18 protein-coding genes and 2 pseudogenes are annotated in these 18972 nt (G+C 66.7%); 11 read left to right on the top strand and 9 right to left on the bottom strand.

Translation table 11 applies throughout. The annotated features are described in order from the left end of the window. Positions 1-85 precede the first annotated feature (85 nt). From ACFYRU_RS28140 to ACFYRU_RS28125, 4 genes are read left to right on the top strand one after another with little or no spacing between them, the layout of a single operon-like run. Positions 86-1492 carry an ABC transporter substrate-binding protein gene (locus tag ACFYRU_RS28140; protein WP_387663800.1) on the top strand — a complete coding sequence of 469 codons (1407 nt, stop codon included), beginning with the start codon at positions 86-88 and terminating at the stop codon, positions 1490-1492. Next, the gene (locus ACFYRU_RS28135; RefSeq protein WP_387663798.1) at positions 1492-2418 is read left to right on the top strand and encodes a carbohydrate ABC transporter permease; all 927 of its coding nucleotides are present in this window, start codon (positions 1492-1494) and stop codon (positions 2416-2418) included. Before ACFYRU_RS28140 ends, ACFYRU_RS28135 begins: the two co-directional genes overlap by 1 nt. After that, positions 2415-3239 carry a carbohydrate ABC transporter permease gene (locus ACFYRU_RS28130; RefSeq protein ID WP_387663796.1) on the top strand — a complete coding sequence of 275 codons (825 nt, stop codon included), beginning with the start codon at positions 2415-2417 and terminating at the stop codon, positions 3237-3239. Before ACFYRU_RS28135 ends, ACFYRU_RS28130 begins: the two co-directional genes overlap by 4 nt. After that, positions 3236-4558 carry a glycoside hydrolase family 32 protein gene (locus tag ACFYRU_RS28125; protein ID WP_387663794.1) on the top strand — a complete coding sequence of 441 codons (1323 nt, stop codon included), beginning with the start codon at positions 3236-3238 and terminating at the stop codon, positions 4556-4558. Before ACFYRU_RS28130 ends, ACFYRU_RS28125 begins: the two co-directional genes overlap by 4 nt. Positions 4559-4568: 10 nt before the next feature. Here ACFYRU_RS28125 and ACFYRU_RS28120 read toward each other — a convergent pair whose 3' ends face one another. The 6 genes from ACFYRU_RS28120 to ACFYRU_RS28095 all read right to left on the bottom strand — a co-directional run bounded on the left by ACFYRU_RS28120 (position 4569) and on the right by ACFYRU_RS28095 (position 9519). Further along, complete coding sequence (locus ACFYRU_RS28120; protein ID WP_387663792.1) at positions 4569-4892, bottom strand: hypothetical protein; 324 nt, start codon at positions 4890-4892, stop codon at positions 4569-4571. A 239-nt stretch (positions 4893-5131) separates the two neighbouring features. Next, positions 5132-6076: a hypothetical protein gene (locus tag ACFYRU_RS28115; protein WP_387663790.1), complete on the bottom strand. Its 945-nt coding sequence runs from the start codon at positions 6074-6076 to the stop codon at positions 5132-5134. Positions 6077-6166: 90 nt separating this feature from the next. Continuing rightward, the gene (locus ACFYRU_RS28110) at positions 6167-6793 is read right to left on the bottom strand and encodes a CoA transferase subunit B (RefSeq protein WP_387663788.1); all 627 of its coding nucleotides are present in this window, start codon (positions 6791-6793) and stop codon (positions 6167-6169) included. A gap of 1 nt (position 6794) precedes the next feature. After that, positions 6795-7553, bottom strand: coding sequence for a CoA transferase subunit A (locus ACFYRU_RS28105; protein ID WP_387666027.1), 759 nt, complete (start codon positions 7551-7553; stop codon positions 6795-6797). 2 nt (positions 7554-7555) lie between these two features. Continuing rightward, positions 7556-8323 carry a 3-oxoadipate enol-lactonase gene (pcaD, locus tag ACFYRU_RS28100; protein WP_387663786.1) on the bottom strand — a complete coding sequence of 256 codons (768 nt, stop codon included), beginning with the start codon at positions 8321-8323 and terminating at the stop codon, positions 7556-7558. Further along, positions 8320-9519 (bottom strand): acetyl-CoA C-acetyltransferase, encoded by a 1200-nt coding sequence (locus ACFYRU_RS28095; RefSeq protein WP_387663784.1) that lies wholly within the window; start codon positions 9517-9519, stop codon positions 8320-8322. Before ACFYRU_RS28095 ends, pcaD begins: the two co-directional genes overlap by 4 nt. Before the next feature lie 80 nt (positions 9520-9599). Between ACFYRU_RS28095 and ACFYRU_RS28090 the strand changes: the two genes are divergently transcribed. Further along, a complete protein-coding gene (locus ACFYRU_RS28090; protein ID WP_387663782.1) occupies positions 9600-10481 on the top strand; it encodes a LysR family transcriptional regulator in 882 nt (293 codons plus the stop codon). Here ACFYRU_RS28090 and ACFYRU_RS28085 read toward each other — a convergent pair. Continuing rightward, complete coding sequence (locus ACFYRU_RS28085) at positions 10475-11278, bottom strand: IclR family transcriptional regulator C-terminal domain-containing protein (protein WP_387663780.1); 804 nt, start codon at positions 11276-11278, stop codon at positions 10475-10477. The two genes, ACFYRU_RS28090 and ACFYRU_RS28085, sit on opposite strands and share 7 nt — an antisense overlap. Positions 11279-11403: 125 nt before the next feature. Here ACFYRU_RS28085 and ACFYRU_RS28080 point away from each other — a divergent pair. From ACFYRU_RS28080 to ACFYRU_RS28055, 6 genes and pseudogenes are all read left to right on the top strand, one after another. After that, positions 11404-11694 (top strand): annotated as a pseudogene (locus ACFYRU_RS28080) (flavin reductase family protein); the annotation flags it as partial. Positions 11695-11741: 47 nt separating this feature from the next. Then, positions 11742-12908, top strand: a complete 1167-nt coding sequence (locus tag ACFYRU_RS28075; protein WP_387663778.1) for a 4-hydroxyphenylacetate 3-hydroxylase family protein — start codon at positions 11742-11744, stop codon at positions 12906-12908. A 13-nt stretch (positions 12909-12921) separates the two neighbouring features. Next, a pseudogene (catA, locus tag ACFYRU_RS28070) lies at positions 12922-13766 on the top strand (catechol 1,2-dioxygenase). After that, entirely contained in the window at positions 13766-14041 is a 276-nt protein-coding gene (gene catC, locus ACFYRU_RS28065) for a muconolactone Delta-isomerase (RefSeq protein WP_387663776.1), read from the top strand. Before catA ends, catC begins: the two are co-directional and overlap by 1 nt. 130 nt (positions 14042-14171) lie before the next feature. Next, a complete protein-coding gene (locus ACFYRU_RS28060) occupies positions 14172-14699 on the top strand; it encodes a flavin reductase family protein (protein ID WP_387663774.1) in 528 nt (175 codons plus the stop codon). 32 nt (positions 14700-14731) lie between these two features. Then, a complete protein-coding gene (locus ACFYRU_RS28055) occupies positions 14732-16030 on the top strand; it encodes an NtaA/DmoA family FMN-dependent monooxygenase (protein WP_387663772.1) in 1299 nt (432 codons plus the stop codon). Between the two features lie 6 nt (positions 16031-16036). Here ACFYRU_RS28055 and ACFYRU_RS28050 read toward each other — a convergent pair whose 3' ends face one another. Both ACFYRU_RS28050 and ACFYRU_RS28045 read right to left on the bottom strand, forming a co-directional pair. Beyond that, complete coding sequence (locus ACFYRU_RS28050) at positions 16037-18007, bottom strand: FAD-dependent oxidoreductase (RefSeq protein WP_387663770.1); 1971 nt, start codon at positions 18005-18007, stop codon at positions 16037-16039. Between the two features lie 38 nt (positions 18008-18045). Then, positions 18046-18960 carry an NAD-dependent epimerase/dehydratase family protein gene (locus ACFYRU_RS28045; protein WP_387663768.1) on the bottom strand — a complete coding sequence of 305 codons (915 nt, stop codon included), beginning with the start codon at positions 18958-18960 and terminating at the stop codon, positions 18046-18048. Positions 18961-18972 lie beyond the last annotated feature (12 nt).

The raw sequence follows: 18972 nt of genomic DNA, 5'->3' as shown, positions 1-18972 counted from the left end.
AGATTCGGCCAATACGTATTGACCCCACTCTAAGCCGCTGCTACGGTCCCGAGTCAATACGTATTGGGCGCTAGGAGGAAGTCCCATGACAGGTATTCATCCGGCCACCGGCACACTCGGCCGCCGTACCCTGCTGAAGGCCGGCGCCGGAGGCCTGAGCCTCGCCGCGCTCGCCGACCTGGCCGCCTGCGGCAAGGACAGCGGCGGCGGCTCGTCGAAGTCGCTGAAGATGCTGTACTTCGGCGAGCAGGCGCAGGCGACCCAGCTGCAGAACCGGTTGCAGCCGCAGATCGCCAAACTCGACTCGACGATCAAGTTCGAGATCTCGGCGATCAACGGCACCGACTGGAACGACTTCCTGGCCAAGGTGCTGACCCAGATCGCGGCCGGTACGCCGCCGGACATCATCAGCGTCGCGACCGAGGGCCTGCAGCTGATGGCGTCCAAGGAGCTCGCGATCCCGCTCGACGACTACGTCACCAAGGACCTCTCGGCGCTGAAGGAGTACTTCGCCGACATCCATCCGGCACTGGTCGAGTCGATGATGTACCAGGGCCACCTGTGGGAACTGCCGGACAGCTTCAACGCCGGCAACATGTTCTACAGCACCGAGCTGTTCCAGCGGGCCGGCGTGGTTCCGCCGAGCGAGAGCTGGACCCTCGACGACTTCGAGTCCGCGGCCACGAAGATCGCCAAGTTCAAGGGCATCAACGCCTTCGGCTGGGTGGTCCGGCTGTGGGGCAGCTGGACGTCGTTCATGTACGCGAACAACGCCAACCTGCTCGAGGAGGGCAAGTACGACGGCGGCGACTGGCTGTGGAGCAAGGCGTACGCCGGCGACGCTGCTGCCGCCGGGCGGAAGGGCGGCTGGAAGTGGGGGGCGCCGACGGCGAACTCCGACGCCACCGTCGAGGCGCTCGACTACATGATCCAGCTGACCAAGAAGGGGCTCTCGCCGTCGCCGGACGTCGGCGGCGGCGGCACGCTGCAGGGCCTGTTCGCATCGAACCGGATCGGGATGTCGATCGGCGGCGGCTTCTGGGCCGGCGGCCTGGCCAACGCCGGGATGAAGAACGGCAGCTTCGACGTGACGATGTTCCCGAAGTGGAAGAGCCAGCGGCATCTGTTCGGCGCCGGCGGGTACGCGATCTTCAAGTCGTCGAAGAAGAAGGACCTGGCCTGGGAGGTCCTGAAGCTGCTGGTCAAGCCGGACACCTTCGACCTGGTCTTCCCGGGCAACGTGACCACACCCGGCCGCAAGTCCCTGGTGACGGCCGAGCGGTACTCCAAGACCGGGCCGAAGCACTGGTCGGTCTTCTACGACACGCTGTCCAAGCACCCGGACACCGCGCCGATCCCGGCCCCGCCGTACTACAACGCGCTCGCGACCGCGCTGAACCAGCGGACCACCCAGGCGATCTCGTCGGGTGACGCGAAGGCCGCACTGGACGGACTGCAGGCGGACCTGGAGAAGGCAGCGGGGGCGAGCTGATGACCGCCGTCACCGCCGGGGTCACCGTCGTGGAGCGGCGCCGACATCCGACGTCGCACGGAGAGGCGCGGTTCGGCTTCGCGATGATCGGGCTGTCGGTCCTGTTCGTCGCGGTCTTCACGGCGATCCCGATCCTCGCGTCGCTCGGCCTGTCGTTCTTCTCCTGGGACGTGATCTCGAGCCCGGAGTACGTCGGACTGAAGAACTACGAGCAGCTGTTCAACGACGGCCCAGTACTCAAGTCCTTCGGTGTCACGCTCGGGATGGCGCTCGCGATCGTCGTACTGCAGCTGACCATCGGCCTCGCGCTCGCGGTACTCGTCAACCAGCGCAAGCTGGTCTGGGTCCGGACCCTGTTCCGTACGGCGTTCTACCTGCCGCTGCTGGCCTCGACCGCGGCCGTGTCGATCTTCATGGGGTACCTGTTCGACTACAAGTTCGGGGTCGTGAACTACTACCTCGGGCTGCTCGGGATCCCGAACGTACCGTGGCTGACCAGCGGTTTCGGTGCGGCTTCGACGATCGTGCTGATCGCGGTGTGGCAGCAGGTCGGGTTCACGTTCGTACTGTTCGTCGCCTCGTTGATGTCGGTACCGACCGACGTCCTCGAGGCCGCGCAGATCGACGGCGCCGGGCCGTTGCGGACGCTGTTCCGGATCAAGATTCCGTTGATCAGTCCAACGATCCTGTTCGCCGCGGTGGTTGCCCTGATCAACGCGATGCAGCTGTTCGACCAGCCGTACATCATGACCAAGGGCGGCCCGGGATCGGCGACCACGACGGTGACGATCTCGATGTACCAGAAGGGGTTCCAGAACCTGCAGTTCGGGTACGGTTCGGCGATCGCGATCGTGCTGCTGGTGGCGATCCTGGTGATCACCGGGCTGCAGTTCCTCGCCGCACGAAAGCTGGTGTTCTACCAATGAGCCTCGCCCGTATCGGCCGGCTGACCGGCATCCTCGTTCTGGTGATCGCCGCGATGGTTGCCCTCGGCCCGTTGTTGTGGACGGTCACGACCTCTCTGCGGACGCCTGCCGAGGCGTTCAGCAATCCGCCGCAGTGGTTGCCGCTGCATCCTGATTTCTCCAACTACAGCGCGGTCTTCGACCGGATCCCGATCGGCCGGTTCTTCGTCAACAGCGTGCTGGTCACCGGGCTGATCGTGGTCGGCCAGACCATCACCTGCACGCTGTCCGGGTACGCGTTCGCGATGGTCAGCTTTCCGGGGCGCTCGGTGATCTTCGGGATCTTCCTGGCCACCATGATGGTGCCGCTGCAGACGATCATCATCCCGGTGTTCGTGATCATCCGGTACCTCGGCCTGTCCGACAGCCCGTTGTCGCTGGTGGTGTCCGCGCTCGGCAGCGCCTTCGGTACGTTCCTGATGCGGCAGTACTTCATGCAGATGCCGCGCGAACTCGGCGAGGCCGCGCGGATCGACGGCGCCGGGCACTTCCAGACGTTCCTGATGATCTACGCCAAGATGGCCGGTCCCGCGATCGCGACGCTGGCGATCCTGAACTTCTCCGGCTTCTGGGCGGAGTTCTACCGGCCACTGATCTTCCTGCAGTCGCAGGACAACTTCACCCTGCCGCTCGGCCTGGTCGGCCTGCAGGGGAACCTCGGCACCGGCTCGATCTCGATCGTGCTGGCGGGCGTCATCCTGGCGATCCTGCCGAGCGTCGTGCTGTTCGTCTTCGCCCAGAGGTACTTCATCGCAGGCATCACGGCAGGAGCATCCCGTTGACCCAAGTTCAGGCCGATACCCGTACGGCCGCCCACCTCCGCCCCGCGTTCCACATCCGGCCGCCGCGCGGGTACATCAACGACCCGAACGGGCCTCTCGAGGTGGGGTCCGACGTCCACCTGTACTTCCAGTCGCGGCCGGTGCTGGACATGCACGTGCCGGTCGAATGGGGGCATGTCACGTCGACCGACTACGTCCGCTGGACGTTGCACCGGCCCGCGATGGCCCCGCTGCCGGGCGGGCCGGACACCGACGGCTGCTGGTCCGGCAACACGGTCCTCGACGGCGGCCGGATCCGCGCGTTCTACTCGGGCTACCTCGACGACAGCCCGTACCAGTCCGTACTGACGGCCGTTTCCGACGACGGCGGCGCGTCGTTCGGGCCGGCTCGGCAGGTCATTCCGGATCCGACCGACGACGCGATCATGTTCCGCGATCCCTTTGTCTGGCAGGAGAACGGCTCGTGGTGGATGGCTGTCGGCGCCGGGTACGCGGGCCGCGGCGGGAGCATCACGCTCTACCGGTCGCCCGACCTGGAGTCCTGGTCGTACGTCGGGCCGCTGGCGGAGCTGCCTCGTACCACCGTGAACGGCGAGGACACCGGCGCCGCCTGGGAATGCCCGCAGCTGTTGACGATCGACGACCGCCGGATCGCGGTGATCGCGTCGTGGTCGCCCGAAGGCGGTTCCGCGCAGGTACTGTCGTTCGACGTCGACGTGCCGCTCGTCCCGCAACGCGTCGACCACGGGACGAACTTCTACGCGGCCTCGGCGCAACGCGAGAGCCGGTTCGGGCCGCTGCTGTACGGGTGGCTGACCGAGGGCCGCGACCGCGCCGGGTGGGACGACTGGGCGGGGGTGATCTCGTTGCCGCGAGTGGTGTGGCTCGGTGACGACTCGTCGCTGCGCAGTGCGCCGGTGCCGACGATCGACACGCTGCGCACCGGTCCCGGCGTACCGGCCGATGGCTGTACTACGGGCGCGCAGTGCGAGATCGCCGTACCGGATGGGTCGGGGCAGGTCGTCATCCACTTCGGTGAGCAGGAGCGGGTTGTCATCTCGCTGGACGCGGACACCCTGACGATCGACCGTACCGAGGCCAGCCTCTCCCCACACGCGCACCGCGACCGCATGCAGGTCGCGGACGCCTTCGATCCGTCGTCGGGCCGACCCGCTGCGCGGATCTTCCTCGACGGCTCGGTCCTAGAGGTCTTCACCAGCGCCGGCCGCGTCCTCAGCACCCGCGTCTACCCGACCGCACCACCCACCTGGCGCGTCGAAGCCCCACCCACCGCCCACCTCTGGCCCCTCGACCACTGACAGGAGCCGTTCATGTTCCTTTCGGAGCCGACGCTCGGGCACAGCTCGCTTTCGCGTCGAGATCCGCCGGGGTGACTCGCTTGCCGTCCGAGTCGAACGTGCCTGGTGGCAGGTCAGTTGGAAGCGTCCTGCCGATCGCGGCGGCACCATAGGTGTGCGCCGTCGCGGTGATGTCCACGCTGAACTCCTGCCCGGAGTATTCGAAGGTGCCGGACGTATGTCGCCACTGCGATGCATCGAGACGCACGACCTTGGAGGTCGGCCGAGTTGGTCCGTCGACGGTCAACACCCGTTTTCCGTCTCCTTGGGGCAGGTCCACCTCGGCAGACTTCACCGACTCGTTCGGACACAGCGGCACATATGCAGTGAGCACGCCGTCGTCGACTCGGAGACCGATTGGCACACCCTCCGGGTCGCTCGGTGCGAAGCATCCCGCAATCAAGAGGCACAGGGCTCCTGCCCACGCAACACTGGTGCCTCTACGACGCAGCACAGGCTGTCTCCCTTGCCGAGCGCAAGACAGGGGCGCCGCGGCACTGTCGCGACGCCCCTGGTTCATTGGTGCAGAAAGTCTTACTCGCCGACCAGCTGGTCGTAGTGCGTGGTGATCGACACGGCGTCGACACCGTTGAAGGTCGTCGGGACCTTGCCGTAGGACAGGAAGGCGGTCTTGGAGCCGTTCGCCTTGCTCATGCCGTACAGGTCGCCGGACTTGGTGTCGCGGTCCACGCCGACGACCAGGGAGCCGCCACGGTCACCGCACCCGTAGACGACGAGCGACTCGTACGCCGCCCAGCCCGAGGAGCGAACCAGCTTCAGAACCGGCTTCGCGCCAGCCGCGACCGGGATGTGGACGGTCCACAGCGCGCCGGCGTTGGTCGTCATCAGCAGGGTGTCGTACGTCGCGTTCTCGCTGAGGACGGTCATCGCCTTGAAGCCACGGAAGCCTGGCAGCGGGCCGAGCGACTTGAAGCCGGCGCCGACGATCGAGTACCGGTACAGGCTGCCGTTGCTGTTCAGGCCGTACAGGTACTGGTGCCGGGGCAGGCCGACGCTGTAGTTCGAGGTGGCGATGGACTTGAAGCTCGTCCAGCCCGAACCGACCTTCTTGAACGTCGCCACCGGCGGCTTGCTGTCCGGCAGGTAGGTCGTGTGGCGGTACAGGCTTCCGCCCTGCAGGAACAGGCCGTAGTAGTAGAACTGGGTCGCCGACGAGTTGGACGCCAGGTACCAGGTCGAGTTCGCCCGAGTGCCGACGAACTTGATCGGGTCGCCGTACGGGTAAGTCTTCACCGGGCGGGTGGCCTCGATGTCCACGCCGTCCACGGTGCCGGCCGCGGTCGGCGACGCGATCGAGGTCAAGCAGGCGTCCGCGGTGGCCGCCTTGGTCTTGGGCGTGGCCTTGGCCGCCCAGCCGTGCGTGTTGTCCGGTGTGGCGGCGGTTGCCGGGACAGATGCGGCCGCGGCCGAAATCAGGCCGACTGCGGCCGCTGCGAGCGCAAAACGCTGCAACTTCATAGGTTTCCCCTCCAGAAAGTCTCACAAGCCCCCGAGATTCGCGCCGACTATAGCCGAGCCCAGGGACAACCAGCGACAGCGCGGGGGATTTCAGGTGATGGGGGCGGCGGTTGCCTCTTGTAGGTCGGTGTGGGTTACGCCGGGGGCCAGTTCGATCAGGGTGAAAGTGCCTTGGGCTATGTCCAGGACTGCCAGGTCGGTGATTACGCGGTGGACCACGCGACGGCCGGTGAGGGGGAGGGTGCAGGTGGGGAGGAGTTTCGGGGCGCCTTGGCGGGTTCGGTGGTCCATCAGGACGATGACGCGACGGGCGCCGTTGACCAGGTCCATGGCGCCGCCCATGCCCTTGACCATCGCGCCGGGGACGAGCCAGTTCGCGAGGTCGCCGTACGCCGAGACCTGCATGCCGCCTAGTACGGCGACGTCGATGTGGCCACCGCGGATCATCGCGAAGCTGGTGGCGGAGTCGAAGTACGACGCTCCCGGCACGACGGTCACGGTCTGTTTGCCGGCGTCGATCAGGTCCGGGTCGACCTGGTCGTCGTACGGGAACGGGCCGACGCCGAGGATCCCGTTCTCCGCCTGCAAGGTGACCGAGGAGCCGGGCGGGAGGTGGTTCGGGATCAGCGTCGGCAGGCCGATGCCGAGGTTCACGTACTCCCCGTCGTTCAGCTCCGCAGCCGCCCGCGCCGCCATCTCGTCACGCGTCCACGCCATCTCAGGCCTCCCGGGTGGTGCGCTTCTCGATCCGCTTCGACCGCGCCTGCTCAGGCGTGAGCGGTACGACGCGTTGGACGAAGACGCCTGGTAGGTGAACGGTGTCCGGAGGGAGCTCGCCCACTTCGACGACCTGTTCGGCCTCGACGATCGTCAGGCGGCCGGCCATTGCTGCGACTGGGTTGAAGTTTCGGGCCGCGGCGTGGAAGACGCAGTTCCCGGCCCGGTCCGCGACGGCGGCGCGGACCAGTGCGAGGTCGGTGACGATCGACTCCTCGAGCACCATCTCGCGGCCCTGGATCGTCCGCACCTCCTTCGGCGGCGATGCGATCGCGACCGTACCGTCCGGCGCGTACCGCCAGGGCAGCCCGCCCTCGGACACCAGCGTTCCGACGCCGGTCGGGGTGAAGAACGCCCCGATGCCGGCGCCGCCCGCGCGCAGTCGTTCGGCGAGCGTGCCCTGAGGTGTCAGCTCGACCGTCAGCTCGCCCGCGAGGTACTGGCGTGCGAACTCCTTGTTCTCCCCGACGTACGACGCGATCACCCGGCTGATCCGGCCGCGTTCGAGAAGCAGACCGAGACCCGCGCCGTCGACGCCGCAGTTGTTCGACACCACGGTGAGATCGCGCGCGCCCTGTTCGAGCAGCGCCTCGATCAGGAACCACGGAATGCCGGCCAACCCGAACCCACCGACCGCGAGACTCGCCCCGTCCGGTACGTCAGCGACTGCGGCCGAAGCGGTGGCGACGACCTTGTCGATGCTCACGATCTATCCTCCAGCAAGTGTGCGACGACAGCGGGCGTGATCACATCGGGACGCTCCGCCGACGCCAGGTGCGCCGAGTCAGGTACGACGAGAAGCTTGCCGTTAGCAACGGTCGCGGCGATCCGTTCGAGCTGCCACGGCGGCGTGGCCGGGTCCTCCGCACCCGCGATCGCCAACGTCGGCGCCGTCACGGACGGTAGGTCGGCGAGTAGGTCCATCGTCGCGATCACCTCACAACAGGCGGCGTACCCGTCAGGCGGCGTCGAGGCAACCATCTCCTCGGACTCCTTCCGTACCTGGGGATGTTCCGCGATCCAGTCCTCCGTGTACCACCGCCGTACGACAGCCTCCGCCACTGCCGCCGTACCGTCCGAGCGGACCAAGGCAGCCCGCTCCGACCAGGCCGACCGTGGATCGAGCCGGGCGCCCGTGCACAGCACCACCAACCGGTCGACCCGGGCGGACTCACGCGCGGCGAGCCGCAAGCCGATCATCCCGCCGAGCGACAAACCGACGAAGTGCACCCGCTCAAGCTCCAGCGCGTCGAGTAGCTCGACCACGTCGTCGGTCAGGTCGTCGATGGTGTACGGACCCGGCGGTACCGGCGAGCGCCCGTGACCGCGGGTGTCGAACCGGACGACCCGGAAATGCTGCTCCCAGTCGGCGAGGTTGGCGTCCCACATCTCCCAGGTCGCGCCGAGCGAGTTCGACAGTACGACGGTAGGCGCGCCGGGCCGGCCGGTGATCCGATGGGCGACCGTCATCGGACGGCCTCGAAAACCGCGGCAATGCCTTGGCCGCCGCCGATGCAGAGGGTTTCCAGGGCGTACCGGCCGTTGCGCCGCCGGAGTTCGTGGGCGAGCGTGGCGAGGATCCGCGCGCCGGTCGCGCCGACCGGGTGACCGAGCGAGATGCCCGAGCCGTTCGGGTTCAGGCGGTCGTCCAGAGGGTCGACCTTCCACTCCCGCAGACAGGCCAGCACTTGCGCCGCAAACGCCTCGTTCAGCTCGATCAGGTCGAGGTCGTCGAGGGTGAGATCGGCGCGGGCCAACGCGGCGGCGACAGCGGCGACCGGGCCGATGCCCATCACCTCGGGTCCGACCCCGGCCACCGCCCATGAACGCAGCTTGACGAAAGGACGCAGACCTCGGCGGTCGGCCTCCTCCTGAGTAGTCACGATGCAGACGGCGGCGCCGTCGTTCTGCCCGCTTGCGTTGCCTGCGGTGACGGTCGCGTCAGCGTCCGCCTGAACGGGGCGAAGAGCGGCGAGACTCTCGAGGGACGTGTCCGCGCGGGGATGCTCGTCTGCGGTGACGAGCGTGCTGGTGCCGCGGCGACCCGGGACCTCCACCGCGAACAGCTCGTCGGCGAAACGCCCCGAGGCCTGTGCCGCGACGGCCCGTTGATGGGACTGCAGCGCGTACGCATCCTGCTCCTCGCGGGTGATGCCGTACATCCGGCCCACGTTCTCCGCCGTCTCGACCATCCCGCCGGGAACCGGATGGAACTTCCCGCCGGCGGTCTCCCGCGCGCGGGTCAGCCGGTCGCTCAGCTCCACGCTCCCCCGGACACCGGTTCGCAATACCGAATAATGCTCCACCTGCGACATCGATTCGGTGCCTCCGGCAACGACCACGTGGGCGGCACCGGTCGCGACCATCCCGGCCGCGTACAGCACCGCCTGCAACCCGGACCCGCACCGGCGATCCACCTGAACCCCTGGCACGCCGACACCGAGCCCCGCGTCCAACGCCGCGATCCGGCCGATCGCCGGCGCCTCGCCGTTCGGGTAGCACTGGCCGAGCACGACGTCGTCGACATCACCTTCGCGCAGGCCCGTTCGCCGTACCAGCTCGGTGAGCGCAGCGGTGGCGAGCTCGGCCGCGGACAGCGCCGCCAGCGCGCCGCCGAAGCGGCCCACCGGGGTACGGATCGGCTCGCAGATCACCACATCGCTCATGCCCTCGACGGTAGGCGGCGCACACCGATATGGAGAAATACCCATATACGCCCGATCAAGACTCTGCCAATATCAATGAGGTGGAGCTTCGCCATCTCAGGTACTTCGTCGCAGTCGCCGAGGAGCGGCACTTCGGCCGCGCCGCGGCCCGGCTGCACATGGCGCAGCCGCCGCTGTCCCAGCAGATCCGGCAGCTCGAGAGCGAGCTCGGCCTGCAACTGCTCAGCCGGACGACGCGACGCGTCGAGCTCACGCCCGCGGGCGAGGCGTACCTGATCCGCGCCCGGCAGATCATCGCCGCGGTTTCGTCCGCGGCCGGCGAGGCGCAGCGGGTCGCGGCCGGACTGCAGGGCCGGTTGGTGATCGGCTGCGTCGGCTCGGCGACGTACAGCCTGCTGCCGCACCTGGTCCGGACGCTGCGCGAGGAGCTTCCGGACGTCGAGGTCTCCGTCCAGGGCGAGATGCTCGCGCCGGACCAGGCGCAGGCGCTGGCGGACGGCCGGATCGACCTCGGGCTGCTGCGGCCGCCGGTCGAGGACGAGTCGCTGCAGGTCGACGTACTGCGGGCCGATCGGCTGATCGTCGCCGTACCGGACGGGCATCGGCTGGCCGAAAGGCGCCGGGTCCGGCTGGAGGAACTGGCCGGCGAGGACTTCGTGATCCATGCGGGTGGCGGGCGATCGGTGATGCACGACACCGTGCTGGCGCGCTGCCGGGAGGCCGGCTTCGAGCCGCGGGTACGGCACGAGGTGGCGGAGACGTCGACGCTCGTGACATTCGTGGCCGCCGGCCTCGGGATCGCGGTCGTACCCGAACCTGTCGCAGAACTGCGGGTGCCCGGAGTGGCGTACAAGGCGCTCGGCGGAACGGCGACCGTCGAGCTGGCCGCCGCCACCCGCGCGAACGACGAAGCGCCGCAGCTCGCGCGCACGTTGGCCGTCCTCAAGGCCCTCGTTCAGTAGAACCCGTCGCGGGCCTGCGCATCGAGACGCCGCGTCCCGCTGAGCAAACGGAGATCGGCCGAGATCGCCGCCGCGGTCTCCTGCATCACCGGGATCACTTTCTCGACGAGCTGCTCTTCGGTATGCCGCCCGACCGTCGTCGAGTACGCGAGCGCCGCGAGTACGGCACCGTCCGGGGTCCGCACCGGTACGGCGGCCGACAGCAGACCGTCCTCCAGCTCCGACTCGACGACGGCGTACCCGTCCTGGCGAACCTTGTGCAGGGCATCGCGGAACGCGGTCGGATCTGTGATCGTCCGCTGCGCCAGCCGAGGCAGCCCGGCCGCGAGCACCGCCTCCACCACGTCCGCATCCGCCCACGCGGTCAGTACCCGGCCCATCGAGGTCGCGTGCGCCGGCACCCGGCTGCCCACGTCGATCGAGATCGCCATCACCCGGCGCACCTGCACGCGGGCGACGTACACGACATCGGTGCCGTCGAGCTGCGCGAGCGAGGCCGACTCCTGCGTCTCCTCGGCCAGCCGGAGCAGGTGCGGCTGCGCGGTCTCCAGGAAGCTGTGGGTCGCGGCGTAGTGCTGGCCGATCGTCAGCACCCGCGGCGTCAGGGTCCACCGGGTGCCTTGCGCAGCGACGTACCCGAGCTTCTGCAGGGTCAGCAGGATCCGCCGTACGGCGGGCCGCGACAGGCCGGTCGCCGACGCGAGCTCGGCCAGCGTCGGCGTCGGCCGGTCCGCGTCGAACGCGAGCAGAACGGCAAAGCCGCGCTCGATGCTCTGCACATGGTCGCGCTCGCTCATGACCGCATCCTTCCACGCCAAAAGTGGTTGAGCTCTTGACAGTCGATCGCGAGCACACCCATGGTCTTGTTGTACGCCTGGCGTACGAGCTGTACGCAAAGCGTACAACTGAGGAGGTAGGGCCGATGGATCCGCGAGAACTCCGCAACGCGTTCGGCCAGTTCGCCACCGGCGTGACCGTGGTGACCTGCACCAGCGACGACGGCGGCCCGCACGGCGCGACCGTCAACGCCTTCACCGCGGTGAGCCTCGAGCCCGCGCTCGCGCAGGTCACGCTCACCCGCACGTCCAAGGCGTGCCAGTACCTCGACGGCAAGCCGTTCGCGATCAACGTGCTCGCCGACGACCAGCTCGACGTCGCCTGGCACTTCGCCGGGCGGCCTGCGGATCGCGCCCCAAGCTGGGGCGACGGTCCGACCGCTCCGCTGCTCGAAGGCGCGGCCACGACGATCTCGTGCCGGCCGTGGCGGACTACCAGCCGTACGAGGAGAACGCGAAGCGCTGGTACAAGGAGTCGCAGGAGAAGGTCCTGTACTGGAACCACGCGATCATCAACCCGCCGGTCGACCGCAACCTGCCGCCGGACGAGGCCGGCGACATCTTCATGCGGGTCGAGAAGGAGACCGACGCCGGCGTGATCGTCTCCGGCGCGAAGGTGGTGGCGACCGGTTCGGCGATCACCAACTACAACTTCATCGCGCACTACGGTCTGCCGATCAAGAAGAAGGAGTACGCGCTGATCTGTACGGTCCCGATGAGCGCTCCTGGTGTGAAGCTCATCTGCCGGCCGTCGTACACCATGCAGGCCGACGTGATGGGCAGCCCGTTCGACTACCCGCTGTCCAGCCGGATGGACGAGAACGACACGATCTTCGTCTTCGACAAGGTCCTGGTGCCGTGGGAGAACATCTTCCTGTACGGCGACGTCGACAAGATCAACGGGTTCTTCCCGCAGTCCGGGTTCATCCCGCGGTTCACGTTCCACGGCTGCATCCGGTTGTCGGTGAAGCTCGACTTCATCGCCGGACTGTTGCTCAAGGCCCTCGAATGCACCGGCAGCAAGGACTTCCGCGGCGTCCAGACCCGGGTCGGCGAAGTGATCGGCTGGCGGAACCTCTTCCGCTGCATGGCCGACGCGATGGCGCTGAACCCGGACCCCGGCCCGAACGGAACCGTACTGCCGAAGCTCGACTACGGGCTGATCTACCGGCAGTTCATGATCACCGGCTACCCGCGGGTCAAGGAGATCATCCAGCAGGACGTCGCCTCCCGCCTCATCTACCTGAACTCCAACGCCGTCGACTTCAAGACTCCGGAAGTACGGCCGTACCTGGACCGCTTCGTACGCGGCTCCAACGGGTACGACGCGGTCGAGCGGACCAAGCTGATGAAGGCGCTGTGGGACTCGGTCGGTACGGAGTTCGGCGGGCGGCACGAGCTGTACGAACGCAACTACTCCGGCAACCACGAGAACGTGAAGGCGGAGATCCTGTTCGCCGCCGAAGCACAGGGCGAGACGGCGGCGATGAAGGGCTTCGCCGAGACCATGCTCAACGAGTACGACCTGGACGGCTGGACCGTACCGGACCTCGTCAACCCCACCGACGTCAGCCGGATCCTCAACCGGTGAAGGGAAAACTCCGATGACCGCAGTGCACGATTCACCGACCGCGGCCGGCTCCGGCGCAAACGCCAGCTCCAACTTCAAGGATCGCGCCCGGGTCGGCGCCGACGTCTCCCCCGAGCGGGTGAGCGCCGTCGTGACCGCCGTACTCCAGGGTGTGCACGCGGCGATCCGGGACAACCAGGTCACGTACCCCGAGTTCCAGGCCGCGAAGGCGTGGCTGATGGCGGTCGGCGAGGTCGGCGAATGGCCTCTGTTCATGGACGTCTTCGTAGAACACGTCGTCGAGGAAGTCGCAGCCACCACCCAACACGGCACCAAAGGAACAATTGAAGGTCCGTACTACCTTCCCGACCAAGTACGGCTTTCGTCCTCTTGTGAGTTGCCACATCGCGCGAACGAGAAGGGCACCCCACTGGTCCTGTCCGGCCACGTCCGCGACCTCGACGGTACGCCGCTGGCCGGCGCCGAGGTGGACATCTGGCACGCGGATGCCGACGGCTACTACTCCGGGTTCGCACCGGACTACCGGATGGCAACCTGCGCGGGATCGCGGTGACCGATGCCGACGGCAACTTCGAGATCCGGACCGTGCAGCCGACGCCGTACCAGATCCCCACCGACGGCCCGACCGGCAAACTGATCGAGGCGGCCGGGTGGCATCCGTGGCGGCCGGCGCACCTGCACCTGATGGTCCGCGCCGGCGGGCATCGTACGATCACCACCCAGCTGTACTTCGCCGGCGGCGACTGGCTCGACTCCGACGTGGCCGAGGCGACCAAGCCCGAACTGATCCTCGACCCGGTCGACGACGGCACCGGCGTCCGGCGGGTCAGGTACGACTTCGAACTCGAGGGGAACTAGTGCTCTTCCACGTCCGCATGGATGTCCACCTGCCGCCCGACCTGGACCCGGACGCGCGCGCCACCCTCCTCGCGCGCGAACGGGCCCGGGCCGTGGAACTCCAGCAGTCCGGCGCCTGGCCGGAGCTGTGGCGGATCGTCGGCGAGTACGCGAACATCAGCATCTTCGACGTCGAGTCCAACGACGACCTCCACGACATCCTGTCCAGCCTGCCGCTGTTCCCGTACCTGAGGATCCAGGTCACACCGCTGGCACAACACCCGTCGAAGATCTGAGCGCCGACATCAGGATGACATCAGTCTGGCTTCAGCATTGCGGTGAATACTCACACCGAGATCTCTGTGTCATCATACGGATCGAGTGCTGAGGTGGCGAATGCCAGGAGCCCAGAGCCATTCCGCATCCGTGGACGCCGAGTACCCACTCGATCGAAGCGGGCAGCAGAGTCTTGACTTTCATGCGGTTCTAACGCACATCGCCTCCAGCGTGATGGTTATCGCCACGTGCTCCGAGGGCGTCGACCACACCATCACCGCGACGACGTTCACGCCGGTCTCCTTCTCGCCACCCCTTGCACTGATTTGTGTCAGGATCGGGTCGCAGTTCGAAACTGCAGTCAGAAACGCACGCGCCTGGTCGGTCTCGGTGCTCCGCGAGGCAGATGTCGCGATCGCAGAACGGTCGTCGGCGCGCTCACGGACGAAGACCGATCACCTCGATGGCATCCCTCATTCACGGTGCCGTCCAGGTAACGTCCCCGTGCTCGACAGCGCGCTCGTCGGTATGACTTTCCGTACCACTGCCGAGTACGCCGCCGGGGACCACATGATCGTCCTTGGACATCTGGTCGAGCTGCACCTTCCATCGGACCGCGACTTCCCGTTACTGCGCTTTCATCAGACGTACTCCGTGATAGATCGCAGCGCACCGTAGACCAACGATCGGAACGCTCCAGGGAGGCTCTCATGCCGGCGAATCGCTTCCATCTCGGCTGGTTCTGCACGTTCATCGCCGACGCGTGGACGGAGGCCTGGGGATCGGGCGGTGAGCCGTGGGACGGCGGCTTCTACATCGAGCTGGCGAAGAGTCTGGAACGGGCCTGCTTCGACTACGTTCTGATCGAGGACAAACCGTTCGTGTCGAACGCCTACGGCGGTTCTATGGAGGCTGCGCTCAAGCACGCCTCCGTGCCCAAGCACGACTCGCTGCCGCTCGCCGTCCTGATGGCTCACGCCACGACCCGACTCGGGATTGTCTCGACCATGTCGACGACCTTCTACCCGCCGTTCATGACCGCACGCTTTGCCGCGACCATCGATCACATCTCGCACGGAAGATACGGCTGGAACGTTGTCACGTCCAACGATGAGCTCGCCGCCCAGAACTTCGGTATCGACAAGCTTCCGGAACACGACCTCCGCTACGACATGGCGGACGAGTACGTCGATCTCGTCCAGAAATTGTGGGACTCCTGGGAGCCGGGGGCGATCGTCAAAGACCGGGAACGCGGGATCTACGCTGACCACACGAAGGTCCACGCCATCAACTTCGAAGGGAAGTTCTACAAGTCACGGGGCCCCCTGAACACCGCTCCGCCACCGCAGGGCCGCCCCGTCATCTGCCAGCCCAGCAGATCCGGGCGGGGAATGACTTTCGCAGCCAAGTACGCAGATACCATCATCGCGATCGGCGACACGGTAGCGAACATGAAGGCCTATCGTGACGAGATCCATCGGCTGCTGGCCGCCCATGGCCGCGAGCCTGGGCAGTGCAAGGTCCTGTTCCTGGTCAATCCGGTGGTCGACGAAACGGCTGAGGCTGCGCGCGAGAAGGTCGATCGCCTCGTCAAGAGCGACGTGCATGTCGAGTACATCCTCGGTGAAATCTCGAAGATCACGAATGTGGACTTCTCCCGTTTCGACCTGGACCAGCCGCTCCCGGCGGTGACCACAGCCGGCGAGAAGTTCGCGCTGGAGTGGTTCGGCCAGAACGACAGCGGCAAGAACCTCCGCGACCTTGTCGGGCTCGGGATCGAGCAGACCGTCGAGCTGATCGGCACGCCGGACGAGGTCGCCGACCGGATGGGCGCGATCATGGCGGAGGTCGGCGGCGACGGCTTCCTGATCAACCCTCCGATGCAGCGACTGCACCGGCGCTACATCACCGAGATCACCGACGGCCTGGTTCCGGCGTTGCAACGACGCGGTCTGGTACGAGCCGGCTACTCGCACCAGCTCTTCCGCCACAATTTGCTCGAGTTCTGACGACAGTCAGGCTGGAGCGCATACAGCACGACCTGTTTCGCGACCCTCGCGGACGGCCTCACGGCAGGTTCGCGGCGCGTAGGCGTCACCGATGCAAACGACCCGACCTGGATAGGCCGCTTCCGCCAATCCCTTGGCCAGCTCATCATTCGCTACCCGGGAAGCCACCATCACAACGTTCTCGACGCCCTTGACGGCGTGCAGCGCGCCACCGACCACATCCTCCACGACCAGTCCATCCGCTGCGGACCACGACAGCGGGTTGCGCAGCAAATGCACGTCAACCTGCGCCTGGCGCATGTTTTCGGCCACGCCGATCCTCGATTGGACGGCGAGCTGGCCGGCGAACTCACGCAACGGCGTGACGAACGAAACCCGCCGGCCGTTCCTGGCCAAGTGCAGCGCCAGACTGCAGGCGGTCCATCCACCGTCCTCGTCGATGATCGCCACCGGTCCCTTCGTACCATCTCCGGAGCTGATTGCCGCAGACGGACCGAGCAGTGGACCGTAGCCAGTTAACGTCCGAGCCGGTTCACGAGACCCAGTTGCAAGGATCACTGCGTCGAATCCTCCGTCGAAGATCTCTTGGACGGTGACGTTTCGGTCGAGGCATACGTCGATGCGCTCGTCGGCGACTTCCCGTTCCAGTTCATCCGCTAGCAGGACGAGCCGCTCGCGTCCTGTGACGGCCGCGGCAAGCCGCACCTGACCGCCAAGCCGAGTCGCACGCTCTGCGAGTACTACCGAACTGCCGGAACGCGACGCCCACACGGCGGCCTCCATACCGGCCGGCCCGCCGCCCACGACGAGCACCCGGTCACGAGCAGCGGCGCGAACACTTGGCTTCGCGAGACGGAACTCCTCGCCCGCGTCGGGATTCACCAGACAGCTCATCGGGCGATCGAACTCGAGGTTCTTCAAGCAGGTTTGATTGCAGGCGATACACGACCGGATCGTGCTGCCGGCTCCCCGCTGCCACTTGCCGACGAGGTCGGGATCGGCGATGTGCGCCCGCGTCATCGACGTGAGATCGGCATATCCTCCGGTGACCAGCGAATCGGCTGCGGCCAGATCATCGATTCGGCCGGCCGCGATCACCGGAAGCCCTGGAAAGGCTTCCTTGAAGGCCTTCGGAAATTCCTTGAACGGCATCGGGCCGAAATAGCTGTCCGGAGCCAGCGTGCTCAGTGATCCACCACGAGCCGTGAAGGCGGACTGACTGACGCTGAGGAAACTCAAAGGAAATCTGCTGTTGAGACGTGCGGTGATGTCCAGCATGTCGTCGAGCTCGAGCCCGCCGGGGGCCATCTCGCTCGCAGACAGCCGGATGCCTACCAGGAACTCGGACCCAACGGCGCTGAACACAGCATCGAGCACCTCAGTGGTGAAGCGCATCCGGCGCTCGGTACCGCCGCCGTACTCGTCGTGGCGTTCGTTGGACAGCGGAGACAGGAACTGCTGGAGGAGATGCCCGTGTCCGATGTGCACCTCGACGCCATCAGCACCTGCGCGCTCCATCAGAGCTGCTGCCCGGCCAAAGCCCTCCGAAATCTCCCGGATCTCGCCTCGATCCAACGCGTGTGGTACCGGAGCGCCAACTGTCCAAGGGACGTCGGATGCACTCCAGGACACTGACCTGTCGCTGGGGAAGTGGCGACCGTGTTCCGCCAGTTGGACCACACACGATGCGCCTTCGGCGTGGATTGCAGCGGTCAGCTGCCCGAACCGCTCGACTGTGTCGGGTGAGGTGATCGCAAGCTTCTGGCGCGTCCTCGACAGCGGGTGGACACGGACGCTCTCGCAGACGATCAGAGCGGCCCCACCCCGAGCCCGCGCGCGGTAGTACGCGATCATTCGGTCACTGGGTGTGCCGTCGTCGTGGGCATAGTTCGTCGTATGCGAAGCGACGACGACGCGATTCCGCAGCCGGAGATTTCCAAGATTGAACGGCGACAAGACACCAAGCGGTTCTTTCATCGACTTCCCCCAGTCAGGGACTCAGGCCGGCGTCGTCCTCAGCGAGCGACTGCCGCGGCCTCCTCCAGATGCATGCCTACAGCCGATTCGAGTGGCAGCGGCGTCCAGTTCAACTCGGTGTGAGCACGAGAGCTGCTCACGTTGGTCGGATAGCCGGGCGACACCTCACCGTCGGCCGGGAACTCGAACGTGGCACCAGGGATCTGGGCCGCGGCAATGGCGGCCACTTCGCCGACGGTCGTCTCTGATCCGGACGCGTTGTACACAGAATGGTCGAGTCTCTCGGCGAGTCCAAGACCGGCGAAGAGCTGCGCCAGATCGTCGACCCAGACCAGGTTCGTGGGCATCTGCGCGCTGAAAATCGCTCGACCGGTCCCCCCTCGAGCGACCGGATTCAGAAGGTCTGCGGGCCACAGCGGGCTTCTCGATCCAAGGACGGCCGCGGACCGGACCGCAACGACGTCAAGCGACCAGTGGTCGCGGTACCACTCGGCCACGCTCTCGTTCAACGCCTTCAGCTGACCGTAGAGCGAAGGTGGCGACACGAAGTCCTGCTCGGTCACCGGACGATTGCCGTAACGCTCCTGGGGACCGTAGACACCGATGCTGCTGGCGAGCACGACCCTTCGCAGGTTCAGTTTCACGGCCGCCTCGAAGAGGTTCGCGATGCCGAGGACATTCGCCCTGATCGCTGCGGACATGTCCCGGAAGTCCGGTTCGAACAGCTGATGCATGACGTATCCGAGGACTATCAGCGTGTCAACGCCATGTTGATCCATGATCCTCAGCGCAAGATCCAGGTCGCCCGCGTCGCCGACGATCTGAAGACAATCGGCGGACTGCCTCGCCGGTTCCGCGGGGTCCACACCGATAACGTCGGCCCCGCGATCCGACAGGGCGCGAACCACGCGTTCGCCGATGAGACCGGCGCTCCCAGTAACCAACACAGACATTCGCAGACCTCG

The sequence above is a fragment of the Kribbella sp. NPDC004536 genome (assembly GCF_042873835.1).
Lineage (GTDB): Bacteria > Actinomycetota > Actinomycetes > Propionibacteriales > Kribbellaceae > Kribbella.
The sequence above is the reverse complement of the archived record's forward strand: the minus strand, read 5'-3'. Positions and strand labels throughout refer to the sequence as shown.